2 protein-coding genes are annotated in these 19,744 nt (G+C 45.8%); both read right to left on the bottom strand.

The window, feature by feature from the left end:
- Positions 1 to 8,989: non-ribosomal peptide synthetase (locus C9414_RS15375; protein WP_107163977.1), on the bottom strand; the 8,989-nt coding region annotated here is incomplete at its 3' end.
- 21 nt (positions 8,990 to 9,010) lie between these two features.
- Entirely contained in the window at positions 9,011 to 19,717 is a 10,707-nt protein-coding gene (locus C9414_RS15370; RefSeq protein ID WP_181286155.1) for a non-ribosomal peptide synthetase, read from the bottom strand.
- Positions 19,718 to 19,744 lie beyond the last annotated feature (27 nt).

Here is a 19,744-nt window from a genome sequence, read left to right as displayed (position 1 = left end):
TTCCATTTGCCGTCATTGGAAATTGGTCTAGCTTGATGATCCATGATGGCACCATATATTCAGGCAGCGTTCGTTTTAGGCTTTCTTTTAAGTCTTCTGCATCAGTATCGTTCTCCGTGATCACGTAAGCGGCAAGGGCGTCCTGATCACTCGCATCTTTGACCGTTGTCACGACGGCTTCTTTCACCGAATCCAGCGTCAGAAGCTGGGCTTCAATTTCTGACAGCTCAATACGGAAGCCGCGGATGTTGACCTGATGGTCTATTCTGCCGAGGTAAATCAGCTCGCCACCCTCTGTCCATTTCACTAAATCGCCTGTGCGGTACATGCGCTCGCCTGGATAAAATGGATCTGGGACAAATCGTTTGTCTGTTTCCTCTGGAAGATTCCAGTAGCCTCTTGCCAGTCCTTTTCCTGCAATCACGAGCTCGCCCGGTACGCCTGGCGGCGACAGGTCATATAACGAACCCATAATGTAAAAACGAGTATTGGCAATGGCTGTTCCAATGGGAAGCGTGCCTTGTTCTGGGTCGATGACTCCACTTGTCGCTACAACCGTATTTTCTGTTGGACCGTAGTTATTGACGAGTTGATATGGAACTGGCTTCACCTGTTTCAGCTTGTCTCCACCTGTTAGTAAATAGCGCAGAGAATGGTTGTCCATTGACATAAACTGCTCGCATAACTGTGTCGGCAGGAAGGCAATGGTGATCCCTTCTTTATTGAAATACGCATTGAGCTTGATCATATCTAAGCGAATTGCCTCATCAATAATGTGCAGCTCTGCGCCGGCGATCCACGTCGGAAACATCTCCCAAATGGAAGCATCGAAGCCAAAGCCGGCATATTTCGCAGTTCGATCCTTGTGCGTCACTTGGAACGCATCATTGTGCCAGAACGCAAGATTCACAAGGGACTGGTGCTCGACCATGACACCCTTCGGCTGTCCCGTCGTCCCAGACGTGTAAATCATATAAGCAAGATCTGTTGGTTTGATATGAACCTGAATTTCGTGAGCTTCTCCCTCTACCGCATCTTCTATGAACAGGACATGACCTGTGAATGAAGATGGTGAAGTGAGTCCTTTCTGCATCAGAAGTACCTCTGCCCCGCAGTCCTCCAGCATGTACGCAATACGCTGCGCTGGATAATCTGCATCAATTGGAACGAATGCCGCACCTGCCTTGAGGACACCAAGGACAGCGGCTGTCATGTCAAGAGATGGGCGGGTGAGAATGCCGACGCGGTCTCCTGGTTTTGTGCCGCTGGCGATGAGCCTTGAAGCGACTACATTCGCCCGGCTGTTCAACTCTTTATACGTCCAGCTCGTTCCGCAGAATGTCGCTGCTTTTTGATGCGGTGCTCCTTGTGCCTTCGCCTCAATCAGGGCATGAACGGTTTGATCTGATGGAACATCAAGGTCTGGTCCTGACCATTCATTGATCAGCTCTCGTTTTTCCTCTTCAGTTATGAGAGATAGCGCTGAAATCGGCTGATTCAGCTTAGTCACCATATCGTCTATGATTTTTTCAATATATCGGCTCCAGCGCTGAATGGTGCTCTTTTTAAACAGAGCCGCTGCATACTCAAAGCGCAAGCCCACTTGATCATTTTCTTCAAATACACCAAGCGTTATATCAAATTTTGCATGAACGGTATCTTGCTGCTTTTGTGACAGCTTGAGTCCATTCAAATCCGGTAACGTCAGGTCACGGTCATCTGTAGTCAGCATGACACTAAACAATGGATTGCGGCTTGTGTCTTTCGGAAGATCTAACTGAGCCACCAATTCCTCAAACGGGAATTCTTGATGTTCATAGGCTGATAGGCTGCGATCTTTCATTTTTTCAAGCAGCTGTGCTGTCGTTTCTTCTGGCTGCACTTCGTTTCGAAGAGCCAGCGTATTGACAAACATGCCTGGAACCCGTTCGATTGAAGCATGCGTACGTCCTGCGGTTACAGCGCCTATGACGATATCTGTCTGCCCAGTTAATTTGGAAAGGAAAATGGCAAATGCCGTTTGCATCACCATGTTCGAGCTCACACCTTTTTCCGCCATGAGCGTTTTGATAGATTGCACCTTTTCAGCAGACAACCATCTATCGACTCGCCCTCCTTCAAATGACTGAACTTGAGGACGCGGAAAATCAAGGGGCAGCGCTAAGTCTTCTGGCGGCTGTGCATATTGCTCCAGCCAATACTGCCGCTGTTTCTCAAGCAGCACCTGCTGATTTTCTTCCTGCTGCCATACAGCAAAATCTTTGTAATGCAGCTGAACTGACGGTAACGTCTTTTTCTCATACAGCTCTGCCAGTTCTTGAATGAGCAGGCTGCGTGTGACACCATCTGCAATGATATGGTGCATATCCATCATGAATACATATTTCTCATCAGAAAGCTTCGCCACTTTTGCCCTCATTAATGGTGCTTGATGTAGTGAGAATGGTGTAATGAATGACTCGATGACAGACTGCTCCTGATCGCCCTCTATTTCATCAACCTCTAATGTAAACGGCACTTGGCGATAGACTTTTTGAACGGGTACGCCGTCAATTTCTACAAAGGCGGTCCGCAACGATTCATGTCTGTCGATCAAGGCTTGAAGCGCTGCTTCTAGCTGCTTCACATCAAGGCTGCCTTCCATCATTAAAACGGCTGGCATATGATAAGTGACTGCTTCTGGATGCAGTTGCTGCAGTACATACATCCGCTTTTGAGCAGAAGAGACGGGATAGAAATCTTGCTTTTCCGCCGGCTGAATGGATGTAACCACCGAAGAATTCGTTTCGTTCAAGTAAGCAGCCATTGCTCGTATGGTTGGTTTTTCAAAAAGGACTTTGAGCGGCACATGCTTGTTCAGCTTTGCTTGCACCTTCGAAATGAGCACCATGCCCTTGAGGGAATGACCTCCTAATTCAAAGAAGTGGTCAAGAACACCCATTTGTTCCACCCCTAGAACTTCTGACCAAATGTCACACAGCGCCCGCTCAAGTTCCGTTTCTGGTGCCACATGCGCCGTACGGTTCATATGCACTTCATGCGGGAGCGGCAAAGACTTCGCATCCACCTTTCCGTTTTGGGTAAGTGGAATGTGATCGACTTTCACAAAGTACGTTGGAATCATATAATCCGGCAGTGTCTCCGCAAGATTTTCTCTAAACGTCAATGTTCCAATGTGTTCAGGCGCTGTGTAATAGAGTGCAAGCTCCGGCAAACCGGACGGGTGCAGAACTTTCACATGGACTTCTTGAATAGATGCCAGAGCACGTGCGGCATGCTCAATTTCCTGTTTCTCAATGCGATAGCCGCGGATTTTCACTTGATCATCGACTCTTCCAAGAAACTCAATATCTCCATTTGCATGCTGTCTGACCAAATCCCCTGTTCGATACATTCTCTCTTGAGGGTCATATGGATTTTCAAGAAAACGTTCCGCTGTTAACTCAGGCTGATTCAAATATCCTCTCGACACGCCTTCCCCAGATATATAAAGCTCTCCCGGCGCGCCATAAGGGACAAGACGCTGCTGCTGATTGCATACGAGTGCTCTAGTGTGTGCAATTGGCTGCCCGATCAAAGATCGTTCCTTCAGAGCGTCCAGCTCTTGCGGTGTGATCAGCTTGGTCACTGTACCAATGGTTGTCTCAGTCGGACCGTAATGGTTCATTACTGCCACGCATGGATGCTGCTTCATAAATGTTTCAACATCCTCAGGAATGATCGGTTCTCCTCCAAGTACCACTAGGCGTAAAGCGTTAAATGAATGTTCCTTAGAATCTGCCATCATATGAAATAAGGATGGTGTCATTTTGATATAAGTCAGTTCTTGTTCATCAATCAAACGCATCAGACGTACAGGGTCTGTATACACCTCTTCACGAGCAACATAAAGTGTCCCCCCTGCTTTTAAAACAGGGAAAATGCTTGTGTAACCAAGATCATATGCATAAGAAGAAAGCAGTGCTGTCCGATCACATTCTTGCAATGTCACCTCATTTGTCAGCCAGTTGACATAGTGTGATAGATTACGATGCGTGAGCTGTACTCCCTTCGGCTTCCCTGTTGTCCCAGATGTGTAAATCACATAAGCAAGCTGATCAACTGATACTTCCGGCAATTCTAACGGATGGCTTTGATGCACTGCTTGTTCAACCTGAACCACTTGAATCGACTTGCGATTTTGATAGGAATCAGCAAGAGACTCATTTGTCACGATGACTTGTGCATCTGAATCCTCTAAAGTGTAGCGGATTCGTTCAGCCGGAAAAGCCGGATCAATCGGGACAAACGCTCCTCCTGCTTTCATCACACCAAGCATGGAGACGATCACATAGACAGAGCGGTCAAGAATCAGTGCCACAGTTTTTTCTTTCTCTACGCCTCGTTTCTTAAGTTCACAGCTAAGTGCTTGTGACATGTCTTCCAGCTCGCGGTAGGTGAGTTTTCTTTGATCATCCCTGACGGCAATAGCATCCGGTGTTTCCTTAGCCTGACGTGAAAATTGGACATGGAATGGCTCATGACGATTCGTTGGCCCTTCGGCTTTTTTCTCCAGACGCTCTATTTGTTCATGCTGATCCAGTATACGGAGCAAGCCGATCTGTTCCTCTGGATGACGAACCGCCTCACGAATAATCGCTAGGAGGTGAGTTCCGAACCGGCGGACGGTCTCTTCTTTAAATAACGCCGCTGCATAGTCAAAGCTCAGTTTTAATGCTCCCTCGCGTTCAAATGCTTCTAAAGATAAATCAAATTTGACCGAGTGATGCTGAATGGCATAAGGCGAAATGTTCAGATCGCCGAGCTTTAGCGCTGGAACCTCCATGTTCTGCATGTTAAATGACACGCTAAAAAGCGGGCTCCGAGTTGTATCACGGTCTAATGGAAGATGTGCAATTAACTCTTCAAGTGGATAGCTTTGATGTGCAAAAGCGTCAACACTTGTTTCTTTTATTTCTTCAAGCAGCTGCAAAAATGTTTTGGTTTGTTCTGGTTTTCCGCGCAATGCAATGGTGTTAATAAACATCCCCGGCATGTCCTGGATATCAGGGTGTGTCCGTCCAGCAACAGGCGAACCCACAATGATATCTTCCTGACCGCTATAGGAGGCAAGCAGCACTTGAAAGGCGGATAACAAGAACATATACATGGTCGTATCGGTTTTCTGAAGCAGTTCATAAATGCGCTGAGTCGTTGCTTGATCACAGCCAAACATGAATCGTTCTCCAGAAAAATCACGTTCTGCTGGACGCGGATAATCAGTTGGCAGCTCTAAAACCGGTAAATCTCCTTCAAATTGCTTCAGCCAATATGCTTCATGCTCCTTCAGTTTCTCCGTTTCTTCTTCACTTAGCTGCCAGACAGCGTAATCTTTATAATGAATGGCTCTTTCAGCAAGAGCTTCTCCATCATAAGCCTTCGCCAAATCTTGAATGAACGTCTTCATGGAGCTGCCATCTGTAATGAGATGATGTGCTTCCAAAACGAGAAGATGACGATTCTCACTGACCTTTAGCAGCTGAGCTCGTAGAAGGGGTGCCGCTGTTAAATCAAATGGCGATTGACGTTCAGCAAGAAATGCCTCAGCCTCTTCTTCCTTGATGTCATGAACAGGAAGGTCAAATGCAGACCATTCATGCACCCTTTGGACAATGTCTTCTCCATTCATATGAAAACTCGTTCTTAAGATTTCATGCGTTTGGATTAACTGATTAAATGCTGATTTGAGCCGCTCATATTCGAGTGTTCCTTCAAGCGTTAAGACGATCGGAATATGATAATTCGTGCTGTCAGGTTCAAGTGTCTGCAAAATGTATAAACGGCGCTGAGCTGGTGATACCGGATATTCGCCCGCCTGCTCTGCTGGTAAAATAGGATGTCCAGCATCTTCTTGACCATCCTGATCGATGTAAGCCGCTAATGAGCGAATCGTCGGCTTCTCAAAAATCATTTGAATCGGCACTTCCTTTTGAAGCGCTTCTTGAACCTTCGCAGACATCATCATCGCCTTGAGCGAGTGCCCGCCAGCCATGAAGAAATGCTCGTCTATCCCAATCGTTTTTCCAAGAAGCTCCTCCCAAATGTCAGCGAGTACCTTTTCTGTCTCGGTCTCAGGCGGCATGATTTTGATTTCTTCGCGATGCACTTCGTCCGGCGTTGGTAAAGCTTTTCGATCTACCTTCCCGTTCGTTGTCAGCGCAAAGGTATCCAGCTTCATCACATAGTGCGGCACCATATAAGCTGGCAGCTTTTGATTGAATACATCTCGCACCTCTTCTTCTGTGAGCGTCCCTGTGAAGTAGGCGATGATTTCTTTTTCTTCTGAAGAAAGCTGCTGAACAAGTACAACCGCATCATCGATACCCGTTTCTTGGCGAAGCACCGTTTCAATTTCACCAAGCTCAATACGGAAGCCTCGAATTTTCACCTGATCATCTGCACGGCCAAGGAATTCGATCTGACCATCCGCACCATATCTAGCCAAGTCACCTGTTCGATACATCCGTCCTGACGGCTTAAAAGGATCTGCCATGAATACTTGATCAGTCAAATCTGGACGTTTGATGTACCCTCTTGAAACACCATCCCCGCCTACATACAGCTCTCCTGGCGCTCCAATTGGCTGAAGTCTTTGATAATCATCTAAAATATAAGCTGACGTATGATTGATCGGCTGACCAATTGGGATCGGACCCGTTTCATCTCCTCTTACTTCGTAAATGGTCGAGATGGCTGTATTTTCTGTTGGGCCATAGACATTCAGCAAGGTAAGTGATGGATGATGCTTTTTCACAAGCTCCGCACTTTTCTCATTGATCACATCACCGCCGGTGAATAATGTTTTTAACCCTTTGAACATTTGCGGCCGCTGCTGAGCGAGCTGATTAAATAAACCAGTCGTTAAAAAGAGCGCCGTGATCTGATATGTTTGGATAAATTGTTCGAATCGGTGTATATCCAATAAAGTATCACGGTCAACAGGATAAAGCGTCGCCCCATTCAGAAGCGTAGTGAAGATTTCAAGGGTAATCGCATCAAAGCTGACAGCTCCTGTATGCGCCATACGATCGGACTTGTGCAACCCCAATTTCTCCTGAGAGCATGCTAACCTCACAATATGCTGATGCTCTATTTGCACTCCTTTGGGCCGTCCAGTTGATCCCGATGTGAACATGATATATGCCAATTGAGATGGAGACGTCTCGACTGATAACTCCGCTTGTGAGTGATGAGTCATGCCGGTCACATTTATTGCTTTGATGCTTTCATCAACCGGCGGCTGGCTGTCAGCATAGAGCAAAATGGCTACGCCGCTGTCTTCAAGCATCCAACGGATTCTCTCCTCAGGCTGAGCTGGATCAATCGGCACATAGGCAGCCCCTGCGTGTAAAATGGCTAAAATGGCGATCACCGCATCCGCTGATCGGTTCATATACACCGCGACTGCATCCCCCGGCTGAACGCCGTTTTCTACAAGGATGCTGGCTAAACGACGGATTTCTTGTCCAAGCTCTTCGTATGTGAATGTTCGCTCGCCTTCGACTAATGCCAGGTGGTTTGGCTGCGCTTTGATACGTTCATTGAGCAGCTCGGGAATGGACAGGTGCTTCGGATAATCTCTCTCCGTCTGATTCCACGCTGCAATCTGCTGCTTTTCTTCTTCTGTGATACATGTCACTTCATGAAGATACATGTCAGGATTTCGAGTGATTTGCTTTATGAGATTGGTCAGATGTTTCGATATATTTTCAATGACTTTTTCTTCAAACGCCACCGCATTGTATTTGATTTTCAATGTCCACGTTTCACCCGGATAGACAAGAAGATTCAGATCGAAATTCGTTTGTTCAAATCCGTCCTTTACATCAATGGCAAAACCGAGACGTGCAGACATGGTGTCACCAGACAGCTCCTGATCTAAAGGATAGTTTTCAAATCCAACCAAATGATCAAAGAGTTTTCCTCCAGTAGCTGTTTTCTGCTGAATGTCATAAAGCGGCATAAAATCATAGTTTTCCGCTTCCAGAGCATGCTGCTGAACCTTTTGAAACAGCTGTTTGAAGGTCTGTTCCTGATCCAATGTCACCCGAACAGGTATCGTATTGATAAACAGCCCTGCCATTTGCTCAATTCCAGACACACTTGGAGGTCTGCCCGATATGACTGTTCCGAATGTGACATCATCTGCTGCATGATAGGTGCTTAAAAGAACGGACCAGACAGCCTGAAAAAGGTTCGGTGCTGTCACTTGGCATTGTCTTGCCGCATCTTGAATGGCTTGTACCGTTTGTGCATCCCATGTAAACGTCCATTCCTGATGGTCATATTGTCCGTTCGCCTCTTTTTGCTGCAGCAGCCCTTGGTGCTGAACAGCACCATCCAGCCGCTCCTTCCAATAGTCTTCCGCTTCTTGTTTGTTTTGCTTTCCAAGCCACTGGATATAGTCCGCATAAGGCTTACCTTGTGAGCGATCTGGGGTTCGGCCGTTCCGATAAGATTCATAGTAATGAAACAGTTTTTTCATCAAAACACCCATGGACCAACCATCCATGATGATGTGATGGTTGCTCCAAATCAGGTGCCAGTTTGTTTCATTTAATTGAAAAACAGCGACTTTCAACAACAGATCATTCGTTAAGTGAAATCCTTGCTTTCTCACTTGCTTTTTATATTGATCCAATACCTTTTTCTGCTCTTGATCATTCAGATGCGATAGATCCTCTCTATACACATCTAAATGACGTTCAGCCAGTACAACCTGACGAGGCTTTTGTAATTGCTGATAGACAAAGGCTGTACGCAGAATGTCATATGTCCGTACGAGTTCATTGAGGCTCTTTTCAAAAAGATCGAGATCAAAATCTCCGCTTATTCCAAGCTCAAGCTGTGTGAAATAAGAGGAGGAATCAGGGTCTAGCATGGCATGATACAGCATGCCCTCTTGCATTGGTGTTAAAGGATATACCTTTTGAATTTTCTGCTTGCTCATAAGTCCACCTCTTCTTTTTGCTTAAAATAGATCCATTAGCTTTTCAAGTTCATCCATGGTGAGATCCTCATCTCCCACATCACTAGGTGTGATTTGACTCTCATCCTGTGATAGACAATGTGAGATCAATGTCTTCACATTCTTTTCTAAGAGCTCCTTGAACTGTTCCATCGTACGTTCTTCGAATTCAAGGTGATGATAGGAAATCGTCACATGGAGCATTGCTTGTTCTACGAAACCAACAATATCTAGCGCATGAGGTTTCTCGGATTCAGGGCTCAGCGATTGTCCTGCATGCCATGCAGAGCGTCTCATTTCACCGCCGCCGATCTGATCATCAAACTGGCCAAGATAGTTAAAGCTGATATCTGGTGTGACTTGAAAATCAATATCGTCCTTCATTTTGTCAGGCGTTAAGTATTTTAAAACGCCATAGCCGATCCCCTTGTTTGGAATGTGTCTGAGTTCCTCTTTTAAATGCTTGATTTGATAAGAAAGATCGTCTACATGCGACATATCCAGTAACACAGGATACATGCTAGTAAACCAGCCGATGGTCCGTGATACATTAACCTCAGGGAGGATGTCCTCTCTCCCGTGCCCTTCAAGATGAATAAAGTGCCTGTCTTCACCTGTCCACTCTTTCATGGACAATCCTAATGCCGTCAGCAAAATATCATTGATTTCTGTTTGGTAGGCTTCATGTACATCCGTCAGCAGACTGTGCGTTTCCTCTTCAGACAATGTAAAACGAATGGTCTCTGTATGAAGCATTCGTTGATCCTCCGTGACATGATCCTTTTGAAGCGGAGGAACGGAATGCGCAAGTACCTTTTTCCAATACTCTCTTTCCGATAGCAGCTCATCTGACACAGCGTATTTAGTTAGCTTCTGGGCATATTCTTGGAAGGAGTGTGTTTTTTCAGGGAGGGTAAGAGTTTCCCTGCGCTTCGACTGTTCATAAAGAGCCATGAAATCTTCAAGGAAAATGCGCCATGACACACCATCAATGACAAGATGGTGTACAGCAAGCAATAAATGATCCCCTTGATCCGTTCGGAAAATAGCAGGTCTCACTAAAGGCCCCTCTGCTAGCGATATACTCGCCTGCACTTCATTTGCCAGCTTTTCTACCTGCTTGATTTGCTGCGACAGCTCTCCTTTTACTTCCACCACTTCAATTGCCACATTCTTTTCCTCGATTCCTCGATGACGCTGGATGACGCGCCCTTCTTCGAGCGGATACACCAGTCGCAAGGCATCATGATGAATCATGAGCTGTTCCAGTACTTGCTGAACGATTTCCTCATCCAAACCATTTGGTGCTTGGAGCATAACCGATTGGTTCCAATGATGCTGATTCGTAAAGTTTCGTTCAAAGAACCAGCGTTGAATCGGTGTTAAAATGACTTCTCCTTCGACAGGTGATTGGTCGGCTGTGAGAAGATCGGCTTCCTCGATATATGGACGCAGCTCCGCAATCGTTGGATACTGGAATAGAAGTTTCATATCGAACTTCCAGCCTGCTTGCGTGAGTCTGCTTACCATTTGGATGCCTTTAATTGAATCTCCGCCAAGGAAAAAGAAGTGATCGTGAATGCCGACTTGGCTGACGCCAAGGACATCTTCCCAAATGCCGCAAAGCAGCGTTTCGACTTCGTCTCTTGGTGCTTCGTATACCGTTTGGTTCGCTTCGATATCAGGAGCTGGCAATGCTTTCAGATCAACTTTTCCATTTGCCGTCATTGGAAATTGGTCTAGCTTGATGATCCATGATGGCACCATGTATTCAGGCAACATTCGTTTTAGGTTTTCTTTCAGGGCTGTTGTTTCTTCAGCCGCGATGACATAAGCGATAAGTGCATCTTGATCACTCGCATCTTTGACTGTTGTCACGACCGCTTCTTTGACAGAATCCAGCGTTAGGAGCTGGGCTTCAATTTCTGACAGCTCAATACGGAAGCCGCGGATGTTGACCTGATGGTCTATTCTGCCGAGGTAAATCAGCTCGCCACCCTCTGTCCATTTCACTAAATCGCCTGTGCGGTACATGCGCTCGCCTGGATAAAATGGATCTGGGACAAATCGTTTGTCTGTTTCCTCTGGAAGATTCCAGTAGCCTCTTGCCAGTCCTTTTCCTGCAATCACGAGCTCGCCCGGTACGCCTGGCGGCGATAGGTCATATAACGAACCCATAATGTAAAAACGAGTATTGGCAATGGCTGCTCCAATGGGAATCGTGCTTTGTTCTGGATCGATGACTCCACTTGTCGCTACAACCGTATTTTCAGTTGGACCGTAGTTATTGACGAGTTGATATGGAACTGGCTTCACCTGTTTCAGCTTGTCTCCACCTGTTAGTAAATAACGCAGAGAATGGTTGTCCATTGACATAAACTGCTCACATAACTGCGTTGGCAGGAAGGCGATGGTGATGCCTTCTTCATTGAAATACGCATTGAGCTTGATCATATCGAGGCGAATTGCTTCGTCGATAATGTGCAGCTCTGCGCCGGCGATCCACGTCGGGAACATCTCCCAAATGGAGGCATCAAAGCCAAAGCCGGCATATTTCGCAGTTCGATCTTCGTGCGTCACTTGGAACGCATCATTGTGCCAGAACGCAAGATTCACAAGAGACTGGTGCTCGACCATGACACCCTTCGGCTGTCCCGTTGTCCCAGACGTGTAAATCATGTAGGCAAGATCCGTTGGTTTGATCTGAACCTGAATCTCGTGAGCTTCTCCCTCTACCGCATCTTCTATGAACAGGACATGACCTGTGAATGAAGATGGTGCAGTGAGTCCTTTCTGCATCAGAAGTACCTCTGCCCCGCAGTCTTCCAGCATGTACGCGATACGCTGCGCTGGATAATCCGCATCAATTGGAACGAATGCCGCACCAGCCTTGAGAACGCCGAGGACAGCGGCTGTCATGTCAAGAGATGGACGGGTGAGAATGCCGACGCGGTCTCCTGGTTTTGTGCCGCTGGCGATGAGCCTTGAAGCGACTACATTCGCCCGGCTGTTCAACTCTTTATACGTCCAGCTCGTTCCGCAGAATGTCGCCGCTTTTTGATGCGGTGCTCCTTGTGCCTTCGCCTCAATCAGGGCATGAACGGTTTGATCTGACGGGACGTCTAGGACAGGTCCTGACCATTCGTTCAGCTGTTTTTGCTGCTCCTGCGATGACAATAATTTCATTTGATCTAAAGATTGATCTGGCGCTGACACCATTTGTTCCAGCAAATGAAGGAAATATTCTTTCCACTTTTCAATTGACGTCTTTTGAAAGATAGAACAATTAAAATCAAACACGAGCTCAATTTGATCTGCGGATTCGTTTCCAGTTAAGGTCAAATCAAATTTGGCGATATTCTCCTCGAATGGCTGTGGAACAACGTGAAGCCCATCCATTGATAAATCACGAATATCCGCATTTTCCATTGAGAAGACCACATCAAAAATTGGATGACGGCTTGTGTCTCGAACCGTTTGCACCTGATCCACCAATTCTTCAAATGGGTACAGCTGATGCTCGTTTGCCTCTAACACAAGCTGATGAACATTTGACGCAAATTCAGCAGCTGTCTGATGTCCTGCTGGCTTTGTTCTAAGTGCCAGCGTGTTCACAAACATGCCAATCACAGATTGAATATCAGGATGGGTTCTACCCACAACCGGAGAACCAATGATGATATCCTCTTGTCTTGAAAGCTTGCTTAAAAGAATACTGTAGCCAGCAAGCAGGACTGTATAGGTCGTACTGTTGAGCGTTCTAACGAGTTCGTCCAATTTTGATTTAAGCGAACCTTCAATTGTAAATGAGACACGATCTCCAGCGAATGTTTGCACTTTTGGCCTTGGCAGGTCTTCCGGCAGTGCCAGTACAGGCAGCTCTCCTTGTAATTGATCCAGCCAGAATGCCTCTTCATCTGCTTTTTGCGCAGCAGATGCCTCACTTTTTGACCAAACTGCATAATCCTTATATTGAACAGGCAATTCCTCTAGTTTGTCTCCTCGATACAGGGCTGAAAGCTCCTCAATTAAAATGCCAACAGACGCTCCATCTGAAATGATATGATGCATATCAATCAGTAAATAATGGACATTTACGGAGACGGAAACTAGACCTATTCTGAGTAAAGGTGCTTTTTCTACATCAAATGGCCTGATAAAGTCATTCATCAATTGCTGTATGTCTCGGCCGTTCTGTTCAATTTTTTCAATGTCTATTGAGACATTTGTTTCAATCCGTTGAACAGGTTCATTCTGAACAAAATCAAAGCTCGTTCGGAAAGCTTCATGACGTTGGACTAGCTGATCAATTGCCTTTTCAAATCGTTTTTCATCAAAGACGCCTTCTAGCTTTAAGGCAGCCGGCATATGGTAGCTTTGCTCCGCATCAGTCATTTTCTCCAAAACAAACAGTCTTTTCTGAGCAGATGTCACTGGAAAATAGGCCGCCTCTTTGGCAACTTCCACTCGCTTGATCTCCGTTTGATCCGCTTGATCTACCGCAAGCGCGAACGCTTCTAATGTCGGGGATTCAAATAAAGATTTCAAAGTGAGCTCCACCTGCATCTCTTCATACAACCTGTTCAGCATTTTCATGCCGCGCAACGAATGGCCCCCGCATTCAAAGAAATGATCGTGTTTGCCGATTCGCGGTACTTCAAGAACTTCCTCCCAAATGTTCGCCAGCAGACGCTCTGTTTCTGATTGAGGAGAGGTGTATTCATTTGCCCCCTGCTCACTAAGATCAGGTGCCGGCAACGCCCGCCTATCGACCTTACCGTTATTCGTTAAAGGAAGCTCCTCTAATTGCATGAAAAATGCCGGCATCATATACACGGGCAGTTCACGTCCTGCTTGCTCGCGCAAATCAGTTAATGAGACAGATCCTTCTGCTGTGAAATACGCACATAACGTGTCATTCGGAGCAGCAATCACGACAGCTTCCTTCACCTGAGGATGCCGCAGCAGCTGATGTTCAATTTCCCCAAGCTCGATACGCTGTCCGCGAATCTTCACTTGATGATCGATCCGTCCAATGAATTCGATATCTCCATTTGACAGCCAGCGTGCAAGATCGCCCGTTTTATACATGGTCTCTCCAGGGCGGAAAGGATTTTTGACAAACTTTTCGCTCGTTAGTTCTGGCTGCTTATAATATCCTTTCACCAGTCCATCACCAGCGACACAAAGCTCTCCTGCAACGCCCGGCGGCTGTACATGTCCAAATTCATCTACAATATAAACAGCCGTTTGACTCACTGGCTTTCCAATTGGGATGGATAAAGCCTGCTTCTCAATGTGGTTCACAGGATAATATGTGGTGAAAATTGTGCTCTCAGAAGGGCCGTACATATGAACAAGCTTGTCTTTCCCCACTGTCTCAAGTGCAGTCACCACATGAGGCACTGAAGCACGTTCTCCGCCAAACAGCACTTTTCTTACGTTCTTCAGACTATCTTTTTTCATATCGATGAGTAAGTGAAAAAGAGCTGTCGTGATCATTAAAATACTGACTTTTTCCTTCTCAATCGCTCCAGAAAGCTCATTCATGTTTAAAATATGGTCCTTTGGCAGAACAACGAGTTTTGCTCCGTTTAATAAAGCACCAAACACATCAAACATAAAGGCATCAAATACATAGTTTGAGATGCTCATCACCGTATCTTCATGATGAATGGTGAGATAATTCGATTGCTTCACCGTTCTCAAAATGTTCCGGTGTGTCACCATATTTCCTTTAGGCTTACCTGTTGTACCAGATGTATAGGTCAAATTCGCCAAGTCCTCAGGTAAAATATGAGCATCTATTGGGCTGTCTGACTGCTGAGCAACCGCTTGATCTTCTGTTTCTATGATGATTCCCTCAAATGCAGTGAGCACCGAGCGATGGCGTAGCACTTGATGTGTCAGTAAGAATTGTGCACCGCTGTCTGTTAAAAAGTGCTTCACGCGCTCATCAGGGAAATCAGGGTCAATTGGTACATAGACTCCGCCCGCCTTAAGCACAGCCAGAACAGAGAGCACCATTTCATTGGATCGTTCAAAGAATAAGGCTGCTTTCATTCCTTTTTCAAAACCATTTTCACGCAAATAATGTGCCAGCTGATTCACTCGGTCATTCAGCTCTTGATAAGAAAGAACCGCATCTTCACATTGCAATGCAGGCTGATGACCATGCTGCTGCACCTGCGCTTCAAACTGCGTCACAATGTTTTTTTCTGCTGGATAAGGCACAGGTAACGGATTCCACCTATTTAGCTGAGCTTCTGCTTCTTGTTCAGACAATAATCGATAGGATTGAATAGCTTCCTGCGGCGTTTGAACCATCTGCTCCAGCAGATAAATATAATGTTTGAGCATCTGCTCTGCTGTACTTCGTTTAAATAGTGCCGTACTGTAATCGAGTACAAAGGATAAACCTTGATCTGACTCCATCGCTTGCAGTGTTAAATCAAATTTCGCAATCTGGAAATTGGTTTCTTCAACCTCGACATGCATGTCTCCAATACGCTGTGCTGTTGAATGATCCGGCGCGAGTGTAAAGACGGTATCAAACAATGGATGACGGCTAAAATCTCTTGGCACATTCAGCTTTTCAAGCAGCCGCTCAAACGGATATTGCTGATGCTCAAATGCCTGCATCGTCTTTTCCTTTACTTGCTCAATCAACTGAGACATGGTTCCATTCGGATCTACCTCTGACCGCAAAGCAAGTGTCTGGACAAACATACCGATCATGTCATTCAAATCTGTATGCACACGCCCTGCTGCCGGTGTTCCGACCACAAATTCCTTTTGACCCGTATATTTCGCAAGCAATGTATAGTAAGCAGAAAGCAGCACCGTATACAGTGTCGTGTGATGATTTGCTGCAAGCTCCTGTAATTGATTCTTTAACGCCTCATCGATTTCTTTGATGACACGATCACCTGCGAAAGACTGGACAGCTGGACGCTGATAATCGGTCAGCAGCTGTAAAGCAGGGATATCTCCCGAAAATTCTTGCAGCCAGAATGCCTCTTCTTTTTGAAAGCCTCGGTGCTCTTGCCAAACAGCATAATCTTGATATTGAAGCTTCAATGGTGCTTTCACCGATCCCTCGTAAGCATCTGACAGCTCACGCAGCATTAAATCGATCGAAAGACCATCTGAAATCAGATGATGCATATCGAAAAAGAGCAAATGCTCCTGATCATGCAATGATTGCAATCCAATTCGAAGAAGTGGCGCACACTCAAGATCAAAAGGTCTGACAAAGTGCTGCATGTTTTCTTCCATCGTACCGCCTGTCAGCTGTTCTATTTGAAAGGACACGGATGAAGCGATCCGCTGACGAGGGACACCTTTTATCGTATGAAAAGAAGTACGCAGCATATCATGACGTGAGATCAGTCTGTCAAAGGCTTCAGTCAGCTTCTCAAGCTGCAGAGTTCCTTTTAACCTCACAACAGCAGGCATATGATAGGCAGTGCTTTGCTCCAATTGACTCACCATATAGACGCGCTGCTGTGGAGGCGATAATGGATAATGATCTGCAGCCGGCGCTTTTGGTATCTCCGTTTCAGAAGACTTTTCTGCTTGCTCAATATAAGCAGCAAGAGCAGCAATCGTCTGCTGTTCAAATAAAACAGAGAGCGGCACCTCTACTTGAAAGTCTCGCTGAACCTTTGTAATTACGGTCATCGCTTTAAGCGAATGCCCGCCTCGATCGAAGAAAGAATCATATACACCGATTTGCTCTTGATCAAGAATGTCTTCCCACAAATGAACAAGCTTCGTTTCTATATCGTTTCTAGGTGCCGTATAAACAGCATGAACCGCTCTATCACCTTTTAAGGCAGCAAGTGCACGACGGTCGACTTTGCCGCTGACTGTGAGTGGAAAAGCATCGAGTTCTTTGAAATAAAGCGGCATCATGTAAGCTGGGAGCTGATGTTTGATAGCCGCTTCCAGCATGTCAACAGACACACCTTCATGACGAGCTTGATAGTAAGCACTTAACGCCTTTTCCCCATCCGCTTCATCAACTACTAGCACGACAGCCTTATCAACTCCATCTACCTGCTCCATCACCGCTTCAATCTCGCCTGTTTCTATGCGGTAACCCCTTATTTTCACTTGATCGTCCATTCTGCCAAGATAATCAATCGTGCCATCTGGAAGCCATCTGACTAGATCCCCTGTTCGATACATCCGCTCATGCGGAGAAAACGGATCTGCCGTGAATACCTTCTTCGTCAATTCAGGCTGATTCACATAGCCTCGCCCAACACCTATACCGGCAATGCAAAGTTCCCCTGCAGCCCCAGGCACTTGTAATTGATCATGTTCATTTAAAATATAAATACGATGATGACCAAGCGGTTTTCCAATCGACACATAGCGCTGTTCAGTTGATTCGCTCAGCTCACTGAGATTCAGGCGATGCACCGCCGCATCCACACACGTCTCAGTTGGACCATACACATTCCATAGAGTAAAATCAGGCTGACTCATACGAACCGCTTCGATAAGTGAACGTGCTGCTTTCGCAGGCAGCGCTTCTCCGCCAATCAACATGTGCGTCAATGACAGCCCGTCCAAATCCGCAGCAAGTAAAAGCTGCACATGTGCCGGTGTTCCATCTGCCGCTTCAATGTGATGTTTTCTGTAATAAGACGCTAGCTGCATGCCATTTCTCGTCGTTTCTCGCGGGATGATATGAAGCGTATGTCCAAATAAAAGGGCAGCAAAGATTTGTTTCACCGATGCATCGAAATGGAATGGGGCTAGAAGCGCCATTTGAAGCTCATTCGCCCCTTGATACATCTCATGATGCAAAGCATGGACCAAATGATGAAGCTGAAGATGCTCAATCATGACGCCCTTCGGCTTTCCAGTCGTACCCGATGTATAAATCATGTAGGCTAAATTCTCCGGCGCCGTCTGATCGACAAGCTCAGGCAGCCATCCATCATCTAATAATAGTTGCTGCTGCACGATCAATTTTCCCGAGAGGGCTGGGTACTTTTGAATGAACGATTCCTCTGTTAACACGATAGAAGCACCTGAATCCTCCACAATAAATTGAATGCGCTCCTCAGGTAATGCTGGATCAATGGGTACATATGCCCCGCCAGCCTTTAGTATGCCGAAGACTGCTACCATGGCATCTACCTTCCGCTCCATCAAAACAGCAACAGGCACATCACGCGAGATACCTTTCATTTGTAAAAAACGTGCAAGCTTTTCTGCCTGTTGTTGCAGCTCTCCATAAGTAATTGTTCCATTTTCTGCTACAACGGCTGTCCGATCTGCATATTTGTTGGCTGTCTCATCAAACATGTGATGAACCGGTTTTGCTGCTGGTCTTTCAAACGATTCTCCCTCAGATAATTGCAGCAGTTCCTTTTGTTCACCTGCTGAAAGTAAAGGCAGTGTCCCGATCAGCTGATCAGGCTGAGTGACCGCCGCTTCTAGTAAAATCAAGAATCGATCAAACATCTTACTCATTTCTTCTTCTGTGAATACATCTGTACGGTAATCCAAATCAATGGTCAATGTATCAGTATCCCAGCGGTCTTTCACATGTATTGAAATATCATTCATTCCGCTCCCGCTAAAAATCGGTTCAGTAATGAACGACAGGTTCTCTTTTTTCTGCCACTGCATGACCTGATATTCTAAAGAAATATCAAAAAGGCGTCCTGTAAACCCTTCTCTTTCCCGCAAATCATTCATGAGCAGATTGTAAGGGTATTTTTGGTGTCGCAGGATCCTCATTTGATCTGCCATGACCTGCTTTACGAAATCAACAAACGATTGCGACCCTTGAACAGATGCACGCATTGGAATCGTCGATACAAACATCCCAATCATCTTTTTCTCTTTGGCATTCGTCCGGTTACCCATAAAGGTTCCAAGAACAACATCCTCCATACCGCTAAAACGATGTAAGTAAATATAGACAGTGGACATAAACATCGAAAGCATACTGACTTTCTGTTCTTCACAAAAGACACGAAGCTTCTCCTTTAAAGAATCTGGAACATCCCCTGAAAATCGCTCCGCATGTAAACTCATCTCATATCCCTTATGCGGTTTTAAAGATGCGAAGTCTGGAATATGAGCAAATTGCTCATTCCAAAAAGCTTGGTCTCTTTGAAAACGTTTAGAAGATTCATAGGTCTGCTCACTCATAATGTGATCAACGAAGGAAATCTCCTCAACTGGCGAGATGTCTACTCCTTGCAGCATGTCATGATATAAATCAATAATGCGATTTCCCATTAAAATGATAGAAATCCCATCCGCGACAATATGATGTGCTTTACAGAACAGCCAGCACTCTTGATCATTGATTTGAAATACCGTAAATTCAATCAAGGGGCTGTCAATCAATGGCATCGGCTCACGAATTTGCTCGTTCGCCCAAGCCCTTACTTCCTCTTCACTCCAGCCCTTTTCCATGCGAATCGGCTGTTTTTCATAAGGTTTGATATATTGAACAGGCTCCTCCTCTTCATCTCGATACACGAGTCTCAGCCGAAGAGAGTCAGTTTGTCGAATGTACGCTTGAAGCACATCGACGACCAAAGAAGGATTGAGACCAGATGCTGATCTCAACCTGGCGAATCCACCCAAATTAGAAATACTTGTACCTGGATAAAATCTTTCCGTGTAGAATACTCGCTTTTGCGCATGTGTTAAGGGGTAATAAACTGTATTCATTTTCATCCTCCGCCTCTTCTATGTTTT

Origin of the sequence: Bacillus sp. Nf3, from assembly GCF_003028545.1 — a bacterium.
Lineage (GTDB): Bacteria > Bacillota > Bacilli > Bacillales > Bacillaceae > Bacillus > Bacillus safensis.
This window is presented reverse-complemented; position numbering and strand designations above follow the sequence as displayed.

Bases quoted from the DNA above. Each gene is read 5' to 3' on its own strand.
- C9414_RS15370 (WP_181286155.1), bottom strand. From the start codon at position 19,717: ATGAATACAGTTTATTACCCCTTAACACATGCGCAAAAGCGAGTATTC.